Consider the following 20,053-nt stretch of genomic DNA (forward strand, 5'->3'; position numbering starts at 1 on the left):
AACTGTAATCCCTATCTTTGCAAATTAATTGAATTATAATACAACAGTTATGAGCAATTTAGAATTGTCAGATCAAGAGATTCAACGTAGGGAAACGTTGACAAAGTTACGTGAACATGGAATAGATCCATATCCAGCGGAATTATACCCCGTGAAACACAAAGCCAAACAGATCAAGGACAATTATAAGGAAGAACAAGAAGTTGTAATTGCAGGAAGATTAATGCGTCGTAAAATTCAAGGAAAAGCATCATTTGGAGATTTACAAGACGATACGGGAAGAATTCAAGTGTACTTTAATCGTGATGAAATCTGTCCAGGCGAAGACAAATTCCTTTACAATGACTTGTTTAAAAAGATGCTCGATTTAGGTGATTTTATCGGAGTAAAAGGGAAAGTTTTTAAAACACAAGTAGGTGAAATTTCCGTTAAGGTTGAAGAGTTTACATTGTTATCAAAATCGCTTCGTCCTTTACCATTGCCTAAAACGGATTCTGAAGGAAATGTTCATGATGCATTTACAGACCCTGAAACACGATACCGTCAACGTTATGTTGATTTGGTTGTGAATCCAAACGTTAAAGAAGTATTTGAAAAGAGAAGTAAACTGTTTTCTGCTATGCGAAACTATTTCAACGATGCGGGTTATATGGAGGTAGAAACGCCAATTTTACAGCCTATCCCTGGTGGAGCAGCTGCACGTCCGTTCGTTACACATCATAACGCTTTAGACATTCCATTATATATGCGAATTGCCAATGAATTGTATCTAAAAAGATTAATTGTTGGTGGTTTTGATGGAGTTTATGAGTTTTCAAAAAACTTTAGAAATGAAGGAATGGACAGAACGCATAACCCAGAGTTTACGGTAATGGAAATCTATGTTCCTTACAAAGATTACAACTGGATGATGGAGTTTACAGAAAACTTACTCGAACATTGTGCTGTAGCAGTAAACGGCTCAACAAAAAACACTTTCAATGGTCAAGAAATTGAATTTAAAGCACCTTATGCACGTGTTACAATGCGTCAGTCAATTATTGATTTTACAGGTTTTGACATCAAAGGAAAATCAGAAGACGAACTAAGACAAGCGTGTAAAAATCTTGGGCTAGAAGTTGATGAAACAATGGGGAAAGGAAAGCTTATTGATGAAATTTTTGGCGAAAAATGTGAAGGAAACTACATTCAACCAACATTTATTATCGACTATCCAAAAGAAATGTCTCCGTTGTGTAAATCACACCGTGATGATCCAGAATTGACAGAGCGTTTTGAGTTGATGATAGGAGGAAAAGAAATTGCCAATGCCTATTCAGAGTTGAATGACCCAATTGACCAAAGAGAACGTTTTGAGGAACAAGTTCGTTTGGCACAAAAAGGAGATGATGAAGCAACAGGATTAATTGATCAAGATTTCTTACGTGCATTGGAATACGGAATGCCACCAACCTCTGGATTAGGAATTGGAATGGACCGTTTGATTATGTATTTAACAGATAATCCAGCAATTCAAGAAGTGCTTTTCTTCCCACAAATGAAACCAGAAAAATTCGGAGCGAAGAAAGGACCTGAGTTGAAAGAAGATGAGCAATTGATTTTTGATTTGTTAGCCAAAGAGCAAACCATGGATCTTAATGTTTTGAAAGAAAAAGCTGGATTAAGCAACAAAAAATGGGATAAAGGAGTGAAAGGCTTAGCAAAACATGGCCTAACTAAAGTTACAAAAGACGAAAATGGTTTGACAATCGAGATGATTGGATGATTAGGTAATTAAACATATGTCAAGTCCTAAATAACCGATACAGATTATTAAAGGGCTTGACAAAACCCATTCTAAATAAAAAATCCGCCTTAAACTCAAGCTTAAGACGGACGATAGTGATAGGTTAATAATTATTAATCAATTTCTTGAACTTTTCCACCTAAAGCCTCACATTGTTCAACAAAACCATACTGGTTCCCATTTTCTGCTGCGTCAGCCTTGTGCTGTTCTTCAGTGTATAATAAACCACCTTCTTGGGTGTAACATCCTTGTTCTTTCTTTAGACATGATGTTGTAAACAACGTGAAGCTTCCCAATGCCATTACTAAAAATACCTTTTTCATTTCATCAATTTTTAAATTAAACAGTGCCGCAAAATTACTTCTAATTACAGTTGTTAATGGGGTGATTTTTCGTCATTAATTGGTGATTTTAACGCATTGTATTTTCATAAAAAACCCTAACCACAAAGACTTTCAGGTTGTTATGCGTGATTCTTTTATCACCGTTATTTTCATGTTTTATATCAAAAAATATAAATTACTATGTTTACTTTTGTAGATCAAAAAATGTAGATTTTGACAAAAACCATCCTGCTCATAATTTCGCTCGTTTTCTTTGTTTTTAATCTCTTTGCCCAAGAGAACGTGTTTGAACCTATTCAAGTAAAAAAGATTAAAGAACTTGAAAAAGAGATCGACCCTGATAAAAAAGATGCTGATTATGCTTTTCAACTGGCTGAACTTGCCCGACTGTATTCTACCATAAAACAATTTGACACAGCAATAGCGATAGCCGAGTCCGCTATGCACTTTGCGAAAAATCATAATTTCAAAAAAGCAGAATCTTCAGCACTTTCATCTCTTGGTTCTATATATTTTGATCAAGGTCTATTTGAAAAGTCTCAAAAAACATTGCTTTTAGCTGAGATAAGTTTACAAAATAACCATCAAGAAGAAGAGTTGGGGTTTATTTATCGTTTCATGGGTCAGAATAGTATTCAACTCAAAGATACTGTTGAAGCCTTACATTATTATCAAAAAGGTCTAGCAATTAGTAAGAAATACCAAGATTCTATAAGAATAGGTTTTTTCTATGATTTAATGGGTTACACTTATTATTGGAAAAGAGATTACGAAAAAGCGATTTATCATTTCAAGTTAGCACTCAACATTTTTAAGACCATTAATGTAAATCATCGAATAGCATTAGCAGCCGGAAATATTGGTTTATGTTACTTAGAGATTGGCGATAGACTCAATGCTGTTCAACATTATATAATTGCGGCTAAACATTATCAAATAGATAAAAATAAATCTGGAGAAAAACTCACCAATAGCAAGATTTCTGATATTTATAAAGACATTGGAAGTTTTGACTTAGCTTTTCAATATAATCAGCGCAATAAGGAACTCTATAAACATGAAAAGAATCGACTTATTGATGTAATTACCACAAGAAAGGACGGAGAGATTTATCTTGCTCAAGGAAACTATAAGAAAGCAGAACAATTGCTCTTAAACGCTTTTGACGCTGTCAAAACTATTGATAATTCAAAAGAAAAATCAGATATTACCCTAGAACTTGCAAAACTATATTTTGAGATTGAACAATTTGATAAAGCGATTGATTTTGCCAAAGAAAGTCAACGTTATGCTAAAAAATTAAACTTAAGTTATGCCGCAATGGAAGCTGAAATTCTTGTTGCAGCTAGCTTCATCCATCAAGGCCAGCACCACAATGGTAAAAACATATTAATGAAGGCCCTAAACTTTTGTTTGAATTCTAAAATAACAGAACAATTACCGTTTATTTACAAAAACCTATCTCATGTAGAAGAGGTTTACGGCAATAATGATATAGCTCTTCAACATTATAAAAAGTACGCTCATTTTTCTAAAGCAGTTGATAAGAACATATACTTAACAAGCAAAACAATAAACCAATATGAACAAGAAAAGAGAGAAGCGATAGCAAAAGCAAAATTAGAGCAGGAAAAATCAAGACGGAATTATTTATTTATCGGCCTTGCTGTGGCCGTAATTTTATTTCTTGTGTTTATCCGACTTTACTTTTTGAATAGAAAAAACATAAAACTTGAAAAGAAGAATGTAAAGCTTCAAAAACAAAGGGTTGATGAACTAGAAAAAATGGAAGAATTCAAATCTAGATTTCTCACCAATATAACGCATGAATTCAGAACACCATTAAGTTTAATTAAAGGTAATATTGAAATATTAAGTGAAAAGCATAAGAATGAAGGTCTAGAAGAACGTTTCAAGGAGATTCAAGATTCAAGTAATAATTTATTAGCGCTTATCAATCAGCTCATGAAACTATCAGAAATCGAAAACAAACAATATCAGTTAGAATTTACCCAAAACGGGGGTTTAATTGATTTTATAAACACAACGATGAATCTCTTTTATTCTTATTTCCATCAAAAGAATATTGATCTCAATTTTAAAAACCTGACAGACTCCAACTTCAAGGAGGAAGATTTTATTTATTCTGAAGAGGCTATAAAATCAATTTTATCGAATCTATTATCTAACGCATTAAAGTTTACCCCAAAAAATGGTCAAGTAAATGTAGAATTGCACAATGAGGGCACTGAATTTATTGAAATAAAAGTTATTGATACAGGGGTTGGCGTTGCAAAAGAACATACTGAGTTTATTTTTGATCGCTTCTATCAAGCTAACCAGACCCGTCAAAAAGCGTATGAAGGATCGGGAATAGGTCTAGCAATGGTAAAGGAAATGGCCTTATTGCATGGTGGTATGGTAAAAATAGAAACGCAAGAGGGAAAAGGTGCAACTTTTATTGTTCGACTTAAATCTAATAAGGAAGCACAAAGACTATTGTCCAATGAAGTCAAAACGGATGACGTAATAAACGCACCAACACATATTGAACAGCCATTTGAATCAACAGAAAATTCAGAAAGAGTCGAATTAAGCCAGGAAAAACCAATTGTTTTAGTTATTGAAGATCATCTTGAAATACGAAAACTCATCACCCAAAATATTGGAAATCAGTATCGTTATTTAGAAGCAGACAATGGCAAAACTGGAATAAAACTAGCGCAAGAGTATCTTCCAGACCTCATCATTAGTGATATTATGATGCCTAAATTAGATGGTGTTTCCTTGGTTAGAAACCTAAAAGAGAATATGTTAACTTCACATATTCCGATAATATTACTCACTGCCAAAAGTTCGTTTGATGATAAAATTGAAGGTCTAGAAATAGGAGCTGATGATTATCTCACAAAGCCTTTTTCAATTAAGGAGCTTAGGCTTAGAGTTAAAAACATATTAAAGCTAAAAACAGCTTTAAAAAGGGCTTTTTCACACGCTACCAAAATTTCTAAAGAAAAATCGTTTAAATCTCTCAGTAAATTAGATAAAGAGTTTATTGAAAAAATTGAAACAACAATTAGTACTAACATAGATAAGGTGTTATATGGGGTCAACGACTTGGCGGATGAGATGTGCCTATCCAATAGTCAATTAACAAGAAAAATCAAGGCTTTAATTAATCAAACACCAGCTGCTCTCATTAAAACTGTTCGAATAGAAAAGGCTAAGGAACTTATACTAGAAGGTTATAGCGTTGCCGAAGTCGCATGGAAAGTTGGTTACGAAGATCCTGGATATTTTAGTAAGGCTTTTAAAAAAGTAGTGAAAAAATCTCCATCTAAATTTAGGGAGGAGAGTATGAAATAAATCAATATAGATTGTTACAGTCATCCATGAAAATAGACCTTTCAAAATGATAAGTAATTCAAATAAACGTTTTTTATTTTTCATAACATATTAGGCAAAACTTGTTCCATATTAGAACACCCTGATCAGGTTAAACCCTTGTAGGTCTGACTAATAGGCATGATTTTTGTAAAGATTTAAATGTTATATTAAATCTAAATATTATGAAGAAATTATTTACACTTTTAATTTTTTACGTACCTTCTGTCACTTTAGTAGCCCAAACATCATCTATTGATTGGGTAAAGAGGATAGGAGGTAATTATGACGAAATCCAAGGAGACATTCATGTTGATAATTCTGGAGATATTATATATACAGGCTCCTTTATGGGTACAGTAGATTTTGATCCTGGACTTGGAACATATGAACTCTCATCAAGTGGTTACACTACCCCCCCATATATCTCTCCAGATGTTTTTGTTTCAAAACTGGATGAAAATGGAAGTTTTTTGTGGGCAAAGAGCCTAGGTGGAGTGGCGAATGATGGTGGATCTGATGTGGCAACAGACGTAAATGGAAACATTTATATTTCAGGAAGTTTTGTTGGTACTTCGGATTTTAATCCTGATTCAAGTACATATAATTTAACCTCTATTGGTGATAGGGATGCGTTTGTTTTAAAATTAAATTCAAATGGTGAATTTGTTTGGGCTAAAAGTTTCGGTGGTTCTCAAGCAGATGGAATTAAGTCATTAACAATTGATGGTAATGGAAATATCTATACTACAGGGGAATTTAGAGGTACTGTAGATTTTGACCCAGGAAGTGGAACTTATAACATGACTTCTGCAGGAAACACTGATGCTTTTATTACAAAATATGATGCTAACGGCAATTTTGAATGGGCTCAACAACTTGGAAACGCTGGTTATGATACGGGAGAAAGTATTGTTGTTGATTCATTTGAAAATATATATTTTACAGGAGGAACATGGAGTTCTGGTAATTACCAAATATCTATTTCAAAAGTAGACGCTAATGGAAACTTTTTATGGACAAAAGAGTTAGGAGATACAGGAGTTGGTCTTGATATTGGGTATTCTATCATTACCGATAACGATGGAAATAACTACACAATAGGTCAGTTTCAAAACACTGTTGATTTTGATCCAGGACCTGGAGAGCATAACCTAACAGCTATGAATGATATATTTGTTTTAAAATTAAATTCAAATGGTGAATTTGTTTGGGTTAAGCAATTTGGAAGCAGTAGTAATGGTTATGGATCCGGATATGACATCACTCTAGACCCAAATGGAAATATTTATGGTACAGGTCGATTCGCTCAAACAATAGATTTTAACCCTGGACCAGGCGTTTACAACCTAACATCGGAGACAAACAGCTATGATGCTTTCATGTTTAAATTAACAGCTTCTGGAGATTTTGTTTGGGCAAAAAGTTTTGGAGGAGAAGAAATAGTAAGTGGAACTTCCATTTTTTCCGATAACTCAGGGAACTTATATACTGCAGGCATTTTTCAAAATAGCGGAAATTTCGACCAAGTAAATGGAGGTGAAATATTAACGTCGTCTGGTGGATATGACCTTTATATACTCAAATTAGAAAATCAGTCTGCTTCCATGACCAAAAACAAACAAAAGTCTCTATCAATTTATCCTAACCCTTCTAAAGGTAAATTACATATAAATGGTAATTACAAATCAGCAGAAATTTATGACCTGAATGGCAAAAAACTATTTTCTTTTGATAATCAATCAACAGAAATTAACATTTCGCAATTTAATAAAGGGCTTTACATTATGAAAGTGGTTTCAACAGATGGAATTTCTACTTTTAAAATAGTGAAAGAATAGAGAAATTAATTATTGAGCTCAATTTTAATAAATATTAAAGTCTTTAAGGAAAAGATCATTAGAAGAGAAATACTCTACTGATGAGCTAAAAGCAGATTTCAAAGCAGCAATGGAAAAAGAATTCGAAAAAAAACTGTAAATAACATTGCACAGCGTATTCAAGCGGGACAATCTTAAATGATGTCCCGCTTTTTTGTTTAACCTACCACTGTTTTCCTCCACGTGCATAACTTTTCATTTCTTCCGTTCAAAATATCGCTCAAAACTTCTACAACTTTATAATTTTGTAGCAAATCAAAAGTAGCGTATGTTTTTAGAACAATTTCCAGAAGATGGTAAATATAGAGGTTGGATTGAAGTAATCTGTGGTTCAATGTTTTCGGGTAAAACCGAGGAACTCATTCGACGTTTAAGACGTATAAAGTTTGCTGGACAAGATTTATTGCTTTTCAAACCACGTATAGACAAACGCTACAGTGAAGAAAGTGTGGTGAGCCATAACGGTGCTACATTTGAAGCGATTCAAGTGGATTCTGCAAAAGAAATACTTGACCATTGGAAAAACGAACGTATTGTAGCCATTGATGAGGCACAATTCTTTGACCAAGACATTGTAGAAGTAGCAAGTCACTTAGCTGCCCATGGTGTTCGCGTGATATGTGCTGGACTCGACATGGATTTTCAAGCAAAACCATTCGGACCTATGCCTTTTCTAATGGCTTCTGCTGAATATGTTACAAAAGTTCATGCTATTTGTATGTCTTGTGGTAACTTAGCACAGTTTTCGCATCGAAAAACAAAACAAACAGAACAGGTTCTCGTTGGCGCTGTTGAAGAATATGAACCGCTTTGTAGATCTTGTTATAACAAAATAAAACATTGAATTTAAATCTTACACATACGCAACTCATTGATATTGTTTCTGGAAATGCAAATACACAAAATGAAAACATTATTGATGTTATTTACTACGATACCCGATTAATAAACACCACCAAAAATGGTGTTTTCTTTGCACTGAAAGGAAGAAAAAATGGTCATGAATATATTCAAAAAGCGTATGATAAAGGAATCCGTAGTTTTGTGGTAAGTCAGGAAGTGGAATTGCCCAAGGATGCAACTATTATAAAAGTGGATGATACTTTGCGTGCATTACAGCAAGTTGCCAAACACCACAGAAATCAATTTTCATATCCTGTTTTAGCAATAACAGGAAGTCTTGGTAAAACAACGATCAAAGAATGGCTTTACTTTTTACTTGCGGATGAATTCAACATTATTCGAAGTCCAAAAAGCTTTAATTCGCAAATTGGAGTTGCGGTTTCCTTGTTAGAAATGTCCGATGCTCATGATCTGGCAATTATCGAAGCAGATATTTCGCATCCAAATGAAATGGATTATATCGAAGATATGGTTTCGCCAACCTTGGGAGTGTACACTGGAATAGGACATTTCTATGCCGATAATTTTGAATCGCAAAAAGTTCATGCTTCAGAACACCTAAAACTGTTCAAACACGCCAATATCACCTTTGCTTTAAAAGCACATAAGAGTGAATTGCGTAGAAATAAGATCAATACAGATATTGCCAATTTTGAAGACTGGAATAACATAGATTTCTCACAGTTGTCTTACCCTAACAATCGATTATTGGCATTACACGTGGCGGAGTTTTTAGGCATTGAGAAGAATGATTTAAATAAAAAAGCTATTCAATTGCCAGTTCTTTCGAATCGTATGGAAGTTTTTGAAGGACAAGACAATAACCTCATCATTAATGATTCTTATAATATCGATATTGATGCCTTGGAGCAAGCTTTGTCGTATCAATTCTCTTCTGATGAGCGCAAGGATAAAATTGTAGTACTCGACCTTTCTTATGTTGACGAAAATCGTAAAAAAGCAATTCTTAACATTGTTGAAAGTTATCATCCTACACAATTGTTTGTGATTGAAAACAATAAGGTTCCAAACGAACTATTGGCGATAAAAAACGCAAGTATTTTGTTTAAAGGCTCTTATCGTTCGAATTTAAAAAATACAGTTCAGCTCTTTAAGAACAGAAAGCATGAGACTTGGGTAGAGTTCGATTTAAAAGCCATTGAGCACAATATCAGAACTTTTCAAAACAAACTACCCGAGAAAACAAAAACCTTGGTCATGGTGAAAGCATCTTCCTACGGAACAGGTGATGTAAACATTCCACATTTTCTACAACAAATTGGAGTCGATTATTTAGGTGTGGCATATACAGATGAAGGCACAACTTTACGTGAAAATGGAATTTCTTTACCAATTCTAGTTATGAACACGGAAAATGATGCTTTTGAAGATATTATTCGTTTTCAGCTAGAACCTTCTTTGTTTTCATTTAATCAAATTGATGCTTTTTGCGAACGATTAAAACAAGATGGAATCACTAATTTCCCTATTCACATTACAGTAGAAACGGGAATGAATCGTTTAGGTTTTTATCCTGAAGACATCGAGGACTTAATAACAAAACTCAACAGTCTACCGGAAATAAAGGTGAAATCTGTGTATTCTCATTTAGCCGATGCCGACAATATGGATACCGATTACACTTTGCAGCAAATTGAACGGTTTAAAGTCATGAAAAGTCAATTTGAAGCAAGATTAGATAATAAAGACGTTTTATTTCACATCCTCAACAGCGAGGGAACAAGTAAATTTGGTGCAACCGCTGGATTCGACATGGTGAGACTTGGCATTGGAGTTTTTGGGTTTACTTCCACTGCTAAGGAAGACGAGTTATTGCCGACTTTACAATGGAAAACTACAATTTCTCAAATTAAATCAATAGAGGTTGGTGAAACAATAGGTTACGGAAGGACTTTTAAAGCCGAAGAAGAAATTCAAATTGCAACTTTACGCATTGGTTATGCCGATGGATTTAGAAGAAGTTTAAGCAATGGAATTGGATCTGTTTTTATCAATGGAATTGAATGTCCAGTGGTTGGAAATGTATGTATGGACATGACCATGGTCGACGTCACAGAAGCCAACTGTAAAGCAGGAGATGAAGTTGAAATCATTGGTAAGAATATTTCTATTGAAAAATTCTCAAAACGGTTAAAAACAATTCCATACGAAGTGATGACAAGTATAAACAAAAGAGTTTCAAGAGTTTATCTTAGATGATGTTTGATTGTTAATGATTAATAATTAGCGAAGTGAATTAAGTCAAATTTATCACTTGTTTTTAAAGGTATGTAATTACAATAAGAAGATAGATGAGATTGTTACTGTATAGTGTATCCCTTTTTTTAGCAGCAATATTTTTTGGTGTATTTATTACTTACCTTGACCTTTTCTTTAAAGGTGGAGATGTAAAAATAGAGTTGGTAAAAGCGCTTTTGGAGTGTTAACTTGTCTATTAATTATTTTCGTAATGAAAAGAATAAAGCTAACTAGAAAATAGAATACTGTATAAAATTTGAAGTTCAATATTTTCATTCATTTGGTTAAAAAACGATTTGATCTAAATCAACGATCGTCATTATACAATCGAAAGCAAAAAAAGGACTGTCTCAATCCTTAGGTTTATGAGACAGTCCTTTTTATTGTTAAGTGTTCATCAGGCTTTATAGATTTGAATAATAAGCCTAAAAGTTAGCTGTTAGTGAGAGGATAAAGTTGCGTCCAGCTCCAGATAATCCGGAACTGTAAGGACGATATCTTTGATCTGTTATGTTCTCTAAACCACCGCTAACACTAAAGTTTTCATGAAATTGGTACATAATCTTTAAATTCAAGGTGTACCAACTAGGCGCATAAGTATTTCCATTCTCGTCGAGTGCATATATATCAGTTTTTCCGATTTCACTTACCGACATGTCTTCATTTTTTCTTTCACCTTGATACATAGCATTAAGTTCAAGCTTTAATTTTCTGTAGGTATAACTCAAACGTGTAACACCAAACCATGGTGCTGCATGTCGAGATGGACTAACGGTACCATCATCCATTTCCTCTTCACCTACTTGATAATTAAACTTAGAATTTAATAGAAATCCATTCGTTAAATTTATGCTAAGTCCCGCTTGGAGACCATAAACATTAGCTTTTGCAGCATTTTGGAGTGCTTGAACTTGACTTAGTGTACCATCATACAATATGCTATCAGCTCCATTTAAAGTGAAATTTCTCCTTACTAACGCGTTTTCTAAAATTGTGTAATAACCTGTTAAATCAAGTTTTAAAACATTACCAATTACTTTCGTTATGCCTAAATCTACGTTGTAAGCATATTCAGCATTAAGATTAGGATTAGGTATTACAACAGTTCCTGGTTCTGAATCAAAAATCTTTCCGATGTCATCTACATTTGGTGAACGGAAAGCAGTTGATGCATTTAAACGAAGAACAGTTTTTGAGTTGATTTTATATACACCTCCAATTCCTCCTGTCAAAGCTCCATTGTCAAGGTTTGCTTTTTGAAAAGGAAATGAATAGAAAGTATTATCAAAATCTGCATCTAATAGAAAATGAGTATAGCGTAATCCAGCTTGTAATGTGATCTGATCAGTAAGCGTATATTCATCATTGACATAAGCACCAATGGATTGCCATTGTGCCATTGGATATCTCGAGGCAGAGGCCGTAGAAATGTTGGTATTTATGTCTTCTGAAACGCCTATAGAATTTACATCATTGATAATATACTCCAATCCATAAAAAAGATTGTTTTTCTTACCTAATCGTTTCGCAAAATCTGCATTCAAAGAATATGCGGTTACACTTTCTGTTCTCGTTCGGCGTTTAGATTTGTTAAATTTCCGATCAATTCGACTTTCTTCAAACTCTTGGTGTGCAATCTTTATATTCATTTGATCGTACAAAGCATTTGCTGAATAATTGGTGATTGATAATTGATTCATCATCCATTTTTGTGGCCCATAGTTCCATTCAGCATATTTTGGCGCACCATTCTTTAAGCTTGTGTGTCGATCATAACGACCATAACTGCTGGTTTCTGAAAAATGAAAACCATATTCAAAATCCCAGTTTTTATTAGGCGAAAATCGTACTTTCTGCATCAAATTAATCTGACTATACGCACTAGGTTGTTGAAGTAATGGATCATCTTGTGCCATAACCACATCAACACTGTCAACACGTTGCACATGATAAGGCTTAACATAATCATCTGGTCCAAAACTACCTTGTTTCAAATCCTCAAACTTACTCGCTGAAACACTGGTTACCATCGCCCACTTTTTCCATCCTACATTGATATCAAAATGTCCAGTTTTTTCATTATTTGCTGTTGCGTATCGAGCGATTGCTTTACCTTTAACATAAGGTTGATCATTATCTGAAAAACGTGGTTTTAAGGTTTGAAAACTCATAACCCCTCCAACAGCATCACTTCCATAAATGGTAGAACTCGACCCAAAGAGCACTTCAGCATTTTCCATTGCGAATGCATCAAGCGATATAACGTTTTGAACGTTTCCTCCTCGAAAAATAGCTGTATTCATTCTTACCCCATCTATGGTGTATAGTAAACGGTTTGTTGCAAAACCGCGAATCATTGGACTTCCACCACCTTGTTGGCTTTTTTGGACAAAAACATCACCTGAAACAGACAATAAATCTGCAGCAGTTTGTGGATTGTGGAAAGCAATATCTTTCGCTGAAAGTTTACTCACTTTGTAAGGAACATCAGAAGAAATTTGACTCCATTTATTTGCGGAGATAACTACCTCGTTCATAATAAAAACGCTGGGCGACATTTCAATTATAAAGTCATTTTCAAGTAATGTTTCATAACTATACTCTCTAGGTTCATATCCATAAAGTTTAAAGATAATATCATTTAATCCTTTAAAAATAGAAATGTCAACTTCTCCTTTTTTATTAGTAAATAACACTTCTTGAGCACCTTTGCTTCCGACTTGAACAAACTCAATTGGTTCGTTTGTTGTTTTGTCTTGCACGGTTACTTTTTGTGCATAAATCATGGAAGTATAAAACAAGACCCCCAGTAATATGATAATTTTCATATATTTTATATTTTAATATTAGTAATACGTATGTGTTACGCCTAAGGAATCAATGATTTATTTAACCTTTTTATATTTATGAATCAATATTGATCCATTAGCTGCTTGGTTTCTTATTAAAAAGAAGCATCAAGTATAAATATTTGGTTTTTTAAAAATCATACGACTTTCCCTGGCATTTTTTAATTATTAAATAAGACTTACAAGGTCAACAAATGAGCAGATTTTTTATAACAAAGGGTGATTATTGCAAAAATCTAAGAATTAAAAACTCTTCAATAGTCTCCCATGTCGGATACAACACCAATTAGGTATATTACCGTAGTATATTGTATTCGAATCTTATCAATATTATGATGTGTCGGCTGACACACCAATTAGTAAGTCTTATGTTGTAAATAAAACAAGGTATTGTGGGGGTGGTGAAATAGGTTGTAAGGAAATACTCCTATAAAGGTTTGTTAATTCTGTAAACGTAGTTGATTTTAATGATAATGGGGATAAAGGTTGCACAATGATTGAATTTACTTCATTGTACATAGTTTTTTGAATATGTGCTAAGTAATTCCTTCGGGATTGTTCATCTGGATTTCTATTAAGTAATTGATTGGTTAAGGTTGCGAGTTTTTTATTCAATGCTGTTTCTTCATGATCCCACCATAAATCGTAGACAACGGAATCGACTTTATAATTTCGTGTTACGATATCGTACATCTCACCACGATATTCAAATTCTTTTCCATGCTTCCAATCAAGTAGAGTCGCTGTATCCTTTAATGCAAAAGTGAACTGAACCAATTCTTCTTTTGGAATCCCTTCCATTAGTCGATGTTTTACCGACTTTTTAACTGCGGATTTTTCAAATTTCAACCATCCATAAACTCCAACAAAAGGCAATGTAAGTGCCAGTACAAATATGATTGGAATAAATTGTCTCATCACCACAAAGTTAATAGACAATTAGGAAAAATACTAAAGTTTACCAAATTGGATAGTCTAATCTGATGTTTTGAACCCGTGTGGTCGGAACTTGTTTTCCGTGAGAAAGCTTATCTACTTGTGAAATCAAGTGTTTTTGTAATTCAGACAACATGATTACCCCATCTCCATTTTTATCTGCGGTTCTATTTGTTAATCCATTTAAAAGACAGTAAGTGAACAGTCCATTTTTCCAATCTTCACCTTCCATGGCAAATTCGACTCCTCCAGCACTTGAGATAACTGTAGCTCCAGTTCCTTTTCTTATATCGGCAAATAACACACGTGCCATTTTACCTGCAGAAGCCTTGGTGTCTGTACCTTCGCGTAACTTAGGACCCACTGCTCTAAAAGTTACATCTTCAAAAGCTAAATCTTCACCTTCATCGTTTTCTGCTAGTACAACTTCATCTTCTGATACTTCACCTGAATGACAGGTATCCATTATTAATAGTTTTTTTACCGCTGAAATACCCGAAAGAATATCTTCTAAATTGGCGTATGCTAATCCTCTCGTTCCGGGTTGTAAAAAGTTAATATCATACGTTCCGTAATAGTAGGCGTATTGTTCGTCTAACACACCATGACCAGCGATATAAAAAACAACTTGATCATTTCGACCCGCTTTTTTTAAAAATGATTTCAAATCATCAAACGCCTCTTTTTTTACCTCTTCATTGGTTAAGATATAAGTATTTACTTCATTGTATATTGAACGATTATTTTGCTCAGTAAATAAGCTATTTAGATCTTTAGCGTCTTTAGCCGCATAGTTTAAACTAAATCGGCTGTCTTTATATTCAGATGTCCCTACTGTAACCAAGTATAGATTTGGCGCGTCTTCTCTTGTACAATTGATTGAAATACTTTCCGCTAAACTTTCCTGATCTTTATTGTCAATTAGATAAACATTGATTTTATTTACCCCTCTAATTAATTCTAACTGAATTTCTTCAGTATATGTTTTTCCTGAGATAGATTGATTAATTATAGGCACATTATTTATGGTTATTTTTAAGGTCTTTAGTGAACTATTTTCTGTTGATCCTTCTAATTTTAGATTTACGTTTTTTGCTTTTTGAGTGTATGGAAGATCTTTTTTATTAGTTATCGAAAGTTGAGGTAGCGTGCTAAAATTTGGCGTTTCTGTATCCGTTAGGTTTAATTTTTTCATTCTTCTCGAATGTGCTTTTTGATATAAATCGATGTATGCATCATCAGGACATTTTAATGCTTTTAAAACCAGGTCAGGTCGGTTGTAATATGCATCAAACTGTTCAAAAGGATAAGCTTTTTGCCCGACCCTGAAAGAAACTAAATCAAACCCTTCTTTATTTACTTTGTAAAAATTGTCTTCAGTTTTGATAATAGTATTTTCACCTTCACCAATGAAAGTTGCTAACAATTCACCACTTCGTGCATCGATAATTCTAAATTCACCGTTTTTAAGAGCAATTCCAATATAATTTCTTAGTGAAGCATCTACATCGTTAATTAAATTAGAGTGAATATCAAATTCAATAATATCTTTCGTTTTTAAATGTTCGATATATCCCTTATTCTTTTCAAAACCTACCATGTAATCTTGTGGCGTTCCTAAGGAATGCGGAGTTCCCGTCATTTTTAATTTGTTAGTTCCAGATACGTGAAAGCCATCTACAGAGTAGCCCCGTATTCCATCCATTCCCTTCAAATATATGACTTTCCCGTTCTTGGAGTAGGTGACAAATGCGTTATTTCCAGCTCTAAAAATGTTTGAACCACTTGTTTTAAATTCACTTTTGAAATTTTTATCCCAGATAAATAATTGTCCGCGACCAGTACAAACACTGAAGTTCTCACCTTTAGGGTGGTAGGCTACAGAAATAGCATTATTTAAAAATTCATAAGAAGCGTCTTGGTTTTTGGTTTCTAGTTTTCTTATTAACTTACCAGTACTTAATTCAACAACAGAAACTGCTTTATCACCTGCTCCTAAGCATATTAAATATTTTTCATCTGGGTCGGTAATAAAATCATTAATTCTTTCTTGTTGATGTTCGGCATAAAAAGCATACGTTAATTTTTTGTCTTTTAAATTGTAAATACGAACCTCATCTTTTTCAAGCTTCGTAATTAAATAGTTACCATTAGCGGAGAATTTTACTAAAACAGGTTGCTTTCTAATTCCTCGATTAACTGTTCTTCTAACGGTGGAAGATACAAGCTTATCTTTTAATTTATTCAGTTTGAATGGGCTAATATCTTTAGCCTCTTCATCTGATATGAGATTTATTTTTTGTTCTAATTGAGGTTCTTTTAATTCAAAGTCCATTATTTTCTCAGCATAATCCATGTCCCATAAACTTAAGGATGTATGTTCACCTAAAATGGCAACCCAGTTTTTTTCGGGATGAAATGAAAAGCTACGAACAGGGTTTACAGAACCTTTTAATTCACTAATGAGTCCTTTTCTTTGAACATCCCATATTTTTATACTGTTTTCACTCAAATTATTTTTAATTTGAAACTCCTTAAAACTCGAAGTGGCAAGAATATTTCCGTTAGGTGAAAACTCCATCACTTGTATTTTCTCAGCTGCTATTGTGTCTAAAAGTTGTGTAGTTAGATTTCCTGCTCTATTATAAATAGAAATTTCATTTTGATTGGTAATATAAGCTACCAATCCTTCTTTTGCCATCACCTTACCGTAACGTGTTCCGAAAAATAACCCGCGAATAGGTTGGAAGGTTTTTCCTAATGATAAAGCTTGTCGTGAAATTTCCGAAACCGATCCGTTATTATTTAGCACCATAATTAGATCTTCATGTATATCCATGTGTTGAAAATCTATTTTTGAGAATGTCTTTTGTTGTTTGACCTCACTGGTTTTCCAATTGAAAAGTGTGAGCTGACCATTGTTAGAACCTAAATAAGCTAAATTGGCTATTGATTTGCCACTGATTACCTTGCCCGAAATTGATATGTCTTTTTGTTTTTTTAGTGCTCTGTCGTATACCGAAATTCGGCCATTTTGCTCAACGAGAATTGAGTTGCCTTTAAATAATACAAAATCACTAGTATGTGGAAGCGTTATGGAATCAGCAATAGACCAAGTTTCTAGATCCCAACGAATAATTGTAGCATCTTCATGAATGCTAATCATTTCATCTCCCGAAGTGTTGAAGGAAAAAGTGTTTACAGTATTTTCATATCCTTGTAAACTTCCAATAATTTTGTTGGAAGCAAGGTGCCAGACGTGAATACTTGGGTCGTCTTTTGATGAATTTGCTAAATATTGCCCATCTGGACTAAATTTGAAATTAGTAATTGTACTCCTTATCCGTTGTTGTGTAATTAATTCTGCTTCTTGTGCAAAAACACTAGATACAAACGCTGTAAGGAAGAAAATAAAAAATATACTTTTCATGCTCAAATGTTTGATTCAAAGTTATTTAAAAAAATGAAATATCAAGCTATGAAATTGAACATTTCTTAAGTTGTAAGGAGACTTGTAAAATCGTTGAAATACCAATAAGTTAATTTCATTTTAACTTGATTAAATTCATTAGACCCAATGTATTTTTATAAATATCACTTGAGAGGTTTATGATGGCCTTTCTTATGCTAATTACTGACTAAAATTTGCTGTACAATTTTCTACTAAAACTTCTTTAATACTTCATTCTAGTCCGTATATTTGCAGCTTAAGATTAAAGTAGTGTTATGAAAAAGGTATTAGTCATTGGTGCAGCGGGACAAATTGGTACAGAACTCGTTCAGTTATTGGTAGATAAATTCGGGCAAGATGCCGTAATAGCATCGGATATTAAAGAGGATGCTCCTTCTGCATTAAAAGCATACAATTATATGCCTTTGAATGTTCTTGATGGAGAAAGTTTGACAAATATCGTTAAAGAACATAACGTAACAGAAGTATATCTTTTAGCTGCTCTTCTTTCTGCAACAGCTGAGCAACAGCCAAAGTTTGCATGGCAACTCAATATGGAAGGTTTGTTTAATGTTTTGGATCTTGCTAAAGATGGTTTAATTAAGAAGGTGTTCTGGCCAAGTTCGATTGCAGTTTTTGGTCCTACGACACCAAAAAATAACACGCCTCAGCATACCATAATGGAGCCAAGCACTGTGTATGGTATATCTAAGCAAGCAGGAGAGCAATGGTGTAATTACTACTTTGAAAAATATGGAGTAGACGTTAGGAGCATTCGATATCCAGGATTGATTTCATACACTGCACTTCCAGGTGGAGGAACAACAGATTATGCAGTGGATATTTTCTATCATGCGAAAAAATATGGAAAATACACGTCTTTTGTGAACGCAGAAACACGGTTGCCAATGATGTATATGAATGACGCCGTTCGCGCAACCGTTGAGTTGATGGAAGCTCCAGCTGAAAAGATAAAGATAAGAAACTCTTATAACCTTGCTGGTATTAGCTTTACACCAGAGGATTTAACTAACGAAATACGAAAACATATTCCGAGCTTTGAAATCGATTATGAGGTTGATTTTAGACAAGAAATTGCGGATACATGGCCCGACGCGATAAATGATGAGCGTGCGCAAAAAGAATGGGGTTGGAAACAACAGTATGACTTAAAGAAACTTACATCTTTGATGTTAGAAAAGGTTGATACTGACGCTATAGATTGATTATCTGATAAGTTTGTCCTTTTATCTATTTAAAACTGGGACTTATCGAAAAATTGGCACGATAATCGATTAATTTTTAAATATTTTGTTACTTTGCTGTAATGCTATACTTTTAAACTAATTATTTAGGACATGAAAATTTTACTTTCTTTACTTCTTTCCTTTTGCATCTCAAGTTGTTATGTTTTTTCGGCTGTCAACCCAACACAGCACGATCAGGAGAAGCCAGAGATCAATAAGAGAGACGAAAAAGGAAAAAAACAAGGAAAATGGATCTTTTATGGAAAAGACCAACCTGAGAAAGGATTTCCACCCGAAGGTAAAATATCTGAAGGACCATTTAAGAATGACCGAAAAAACGGTGTTTGGATTCTTTATTTTAATGATGGTGAAACTCCAAAGCTTGAAGGGACCTATGTTAACAATAGACCTAATGGTTCTTTTGTAAAATATCATCCCAACGGAAAAATTAAAGAACAAGGAACTTTTGAAAAAAGATTTTATTCAGATTCTCTTAAAAGGTTTAACGAAGAAGGAATACTTATTTATGAAGGTAATTACGATGAAACAGGTCAAGAAAATGGTACTGTGAAGTATTTTCATGACAATGGTAATCCAGAGTTTGTTTATGAGGCTAAGAATGGTGTTCCAACAGGAAAAGCTACTCGGTATTGGCCAAATGGAGATGTGAAAGAAGAAATAGTTTTCGGAGAAGATGGTAAGGTTGTGGAAACCACGGGAGAAATTGAACGTGAAAACAAAGAGGTAGAAGTTAAAAAACCAGGTGATGAAAATGTTAAAACAGCACCTAAACCAGAAAACGTGAAGAAGTTTAAACCTAATGCTTACAATAAAATCTTTAATGATGATAAAGAGCTGTGGCAAGAAGGTGAATTTAAGAACGGTAAGTTATATGATGGTCGTTTGTACATATATGATGAGGATGGATTGCTTTTCAAAGTTGAAGTTTATAAAGAAGGTAAATATCATTCTGATGGACAACTCTAAAATTTATTAGTCAATAAAATATTAAGG

At 33.8% G+C, this 20,053-nt stretch carries 11 protein-coding genes; 7 read left to right on the plus strand and 4 right to left on the minus strand.

The window, feature by feature from the left end; translation table 11 throughout:
* The first annotated feature begins 49 nt into the window (after positions 1-49).
* A complete protein-coding gene (lysS, locus tag CW751_RS02360) occupies positions 50-1,765 on the plus strand; it encodes a lysine--tRNA ligase (protein ID WP_101333340.1) in 1,716 nt (571 codons plus the stop codon).
* A 134-nt stretch (positions 1,766-1,899) separates the two neighbouring features.
* Here lysS and CW751_RS02365 read toward each other — a convergent pair whose 3' ends face one another.
* Entirely contained in the window at positions 1,900-2,109 is a 210-nt protein-coding gene (locus CW751_RS02365) for a hypothetical protein (RefSeq protein ID WP_101333341.1), read from the minus strand.
* 234 nt (positions 2,110-2,343) lie between these two features.
* On the opposite strand from CW751_RS02365, the gene CW751_RS02370 reads away from it, so the two are divergent.
* The 4 genes from CW751_RS02370 to alr all read left to right on the plus strand — a co-directional run bounded on the left by CW751_RS02370 (position 2,344) and on the right by alr (position 10,517).
* Positions 2,344-5,496: a hybrid sensor histidine kinase/response regulator transcription factor gene (locus tag CW751_RS02370; RefSeq protein WP_101333342.1), complete on the plus strand. Its 3,153-nt coding sequence runs from the start codon at positions 2,344-2,346 to the stop codon at positions 5,494-5,496.
* 203 nt (positions 5,497-5,699) lie between these two features.
* Entirely contained in the window at positions 5,700-7,355 is a 1,656-nt protein-coding gene (locus CW751_RS02375; RefSeq protein WP_101333343.1) for an SBBP repeat-containing protein, read from the plus strand.
* A gap of 307 nt (positions 7,356-7,662) precedes the next feature.
* The gene (locus tag CW751_RS02380; RefSeq protein WP_101333344.1) at positions 7,663-8,238 is read left to right on the plus strand and encodes a thymidine kinase; all 576 of its coding nucleotides are present in this window, start codon (positions 7,663-7,665) and stop codon (positions 8,236-8,238) included.
* Positions 8,235-10,517 (plus strand): alanine racemase, encoded by a 2,283-nt coding sequence (gene alr / locus CW751_RS02385; RefSeq protein WP_101333345.1) that lies wholly within the window; start codon positions 8,235-8,237, stop codon positions 10,515-10,517. Before CW751_RS02380 ends, alr begins: the two co-directional genes overlap by 4 nt.
* Before the next feature lie 464 nt (positions 10,518-10,981).
* Here the strand turns inward: alr and CW751_RS02390 are convergent, their stop codons facing one another.
* The 3 genes from CW751_RS02390 to CW751_RS02400 all read right to left on the minus strand — a co-directional run bounded on the left by CW751_RS02390 (position 10,982) and on the right by CW751_RS02400 (position 17,771).
* Positions 10,982-13,384, minus strand: a complete 2,403-nt coding sequence (locus CW751_RS02390; RefSeq protein ID WP_101333346.1) for a TonB-dependent receptor — start codon at positions 13,382-13,384, stop codon at positions 10,982-10,984.
* Between the two features lie 387 nt (positions 13,385-13,771).
* On the minus strand, positions 13,772-14,323 hold the full coding sequence (locus CW751_RS02395; protein ID WP_101333347.1) for a hypothetical protein: 552 nt from the start codon (positions 14,321-14,323) through the stop codon (positions 13,772-13,774).
* A 40-nt stretch (positions 14,324-14,363) separates the two neighbouring features.
* Positions 14,364-17,771 (minus strand): caspase family protein, encoded by a 3,408-nt coding sequence (locus CW751_RS02400; protein ID WP_101333348.1) that lies wholly within the window; start codon positions 17,769-17,771, stop codon positions 14,364-14,366.
* 296 nt (positions 17,772-18,067) lie between these two features.
* Here CW751_RS02400 and CW751_RS02405 point away from each other — a divergent pair, with 296 nt between their 5' ends.
* Together CW751_RS02405 and CW751_RS02410 are read left to right on the plus strand one after the other, a co-directional pair.
* On the plus strand, positions 18,068-19,018 hold the full coding sequence (locus CW751_RS02405) for an NAD-dependent epimerase/dehydratase family protein (protein WP_101333349.1): 951 nt from the start codon (positions 18,068-18,070) through the stop codon (positions 19,016-19,018).
* Positions 19,019-19,150: 132 nt separating this feature from the next.
* Positions 19,151-20,026: a toxin-antitoxin system YwqK family antitoxin gene (locus tag CW751_RS02410; protein ID WP_101333350.1), complete on the plus strand. Its 876-nt coding sequence runs from the start codon at positions 19,151-19,153 to the stop codon at positions 20,024-20,026.
* The last annotated feature ends 27 nt before the right edge of the window (positions 20,027-20,053 follow it).

It is taken from the genome of Brumimicrobium salinarum, assembly GCF_002844555.1.
In the GTDB taxonomy this organism is placed as follows: Bacteria; Bacteroidota; Bacteroidia; order Flavobacteriales_D; family Crocinitomicaceae; genus Brumimicrobium; species Brumimicrobium salinarum.

Excerpts from the sequence above, each read along its gene's own strand:
- lysS (WP_101333340.1), top strand. The coding sequence starts at position 50 with ATGAGCAATTTAGAATTGTCAGATCAAGAGATTCAACGTAGGGAAACG.
- CW751_RS02365 (WP_101333341.1), bottom strand. The coding sequence starts at position 2,109 with ATGAAAAAGGTATTTTTAGTAATGGCATTGGGAAGCTTCACGTTGTTT.
- CW751_RS02375 (WP_101333343.1), top strand. The coding sequence starts at position 5,700 with ATGAAGAAATTATTTACACTTTTAATTTTTTACGTACCTTCTGTCACT.
- CW751_RS02380 (WP_101333344.1), top strand. The coding sequence starts at position 7,663 with ATGTTTTTAGAACAATTTCCAGAAGATGGTAAATATAGAGGTTGGATT.
- CW751_RS02390 (WP_101333346.1), bottom strand. The coding sequence starts at position 13,384 with ATGAAAATTATCATATTACTGGGGGTCTTGTTTTATACTTCCATGATT.
- CW751_RS02395 (WP_101333347.1), bottom strand. The coding sequence starts at position 14,323 with ATGAGACAATTTATTCCAATCATATTTGTACTGGCACTTACATTGCCT.
- CW751_RS02400 (WP_101333348.1), bottom strand. The coding sequence starts at position 17,771 with ATGAAAAGTATATTTTTTATTTTCTTCCTTACAGCGTTTGTATCTAGT.
- CW751_RS02405 (WP_101333349.1), top strand. The coding sequence starts at position 18,068 with ATGAAAAAGGTATTAGTCATTGGTGCAGCGGGACAAATTGGTACAGAA.
- CW751_RS02410 (WP_101333350.1), top strand. The coding sequence starts at position 19,151 with ATGAAAATTTTACTTTCTTTACTTCTTTCCTTTTGCATCTCAAGTTGT.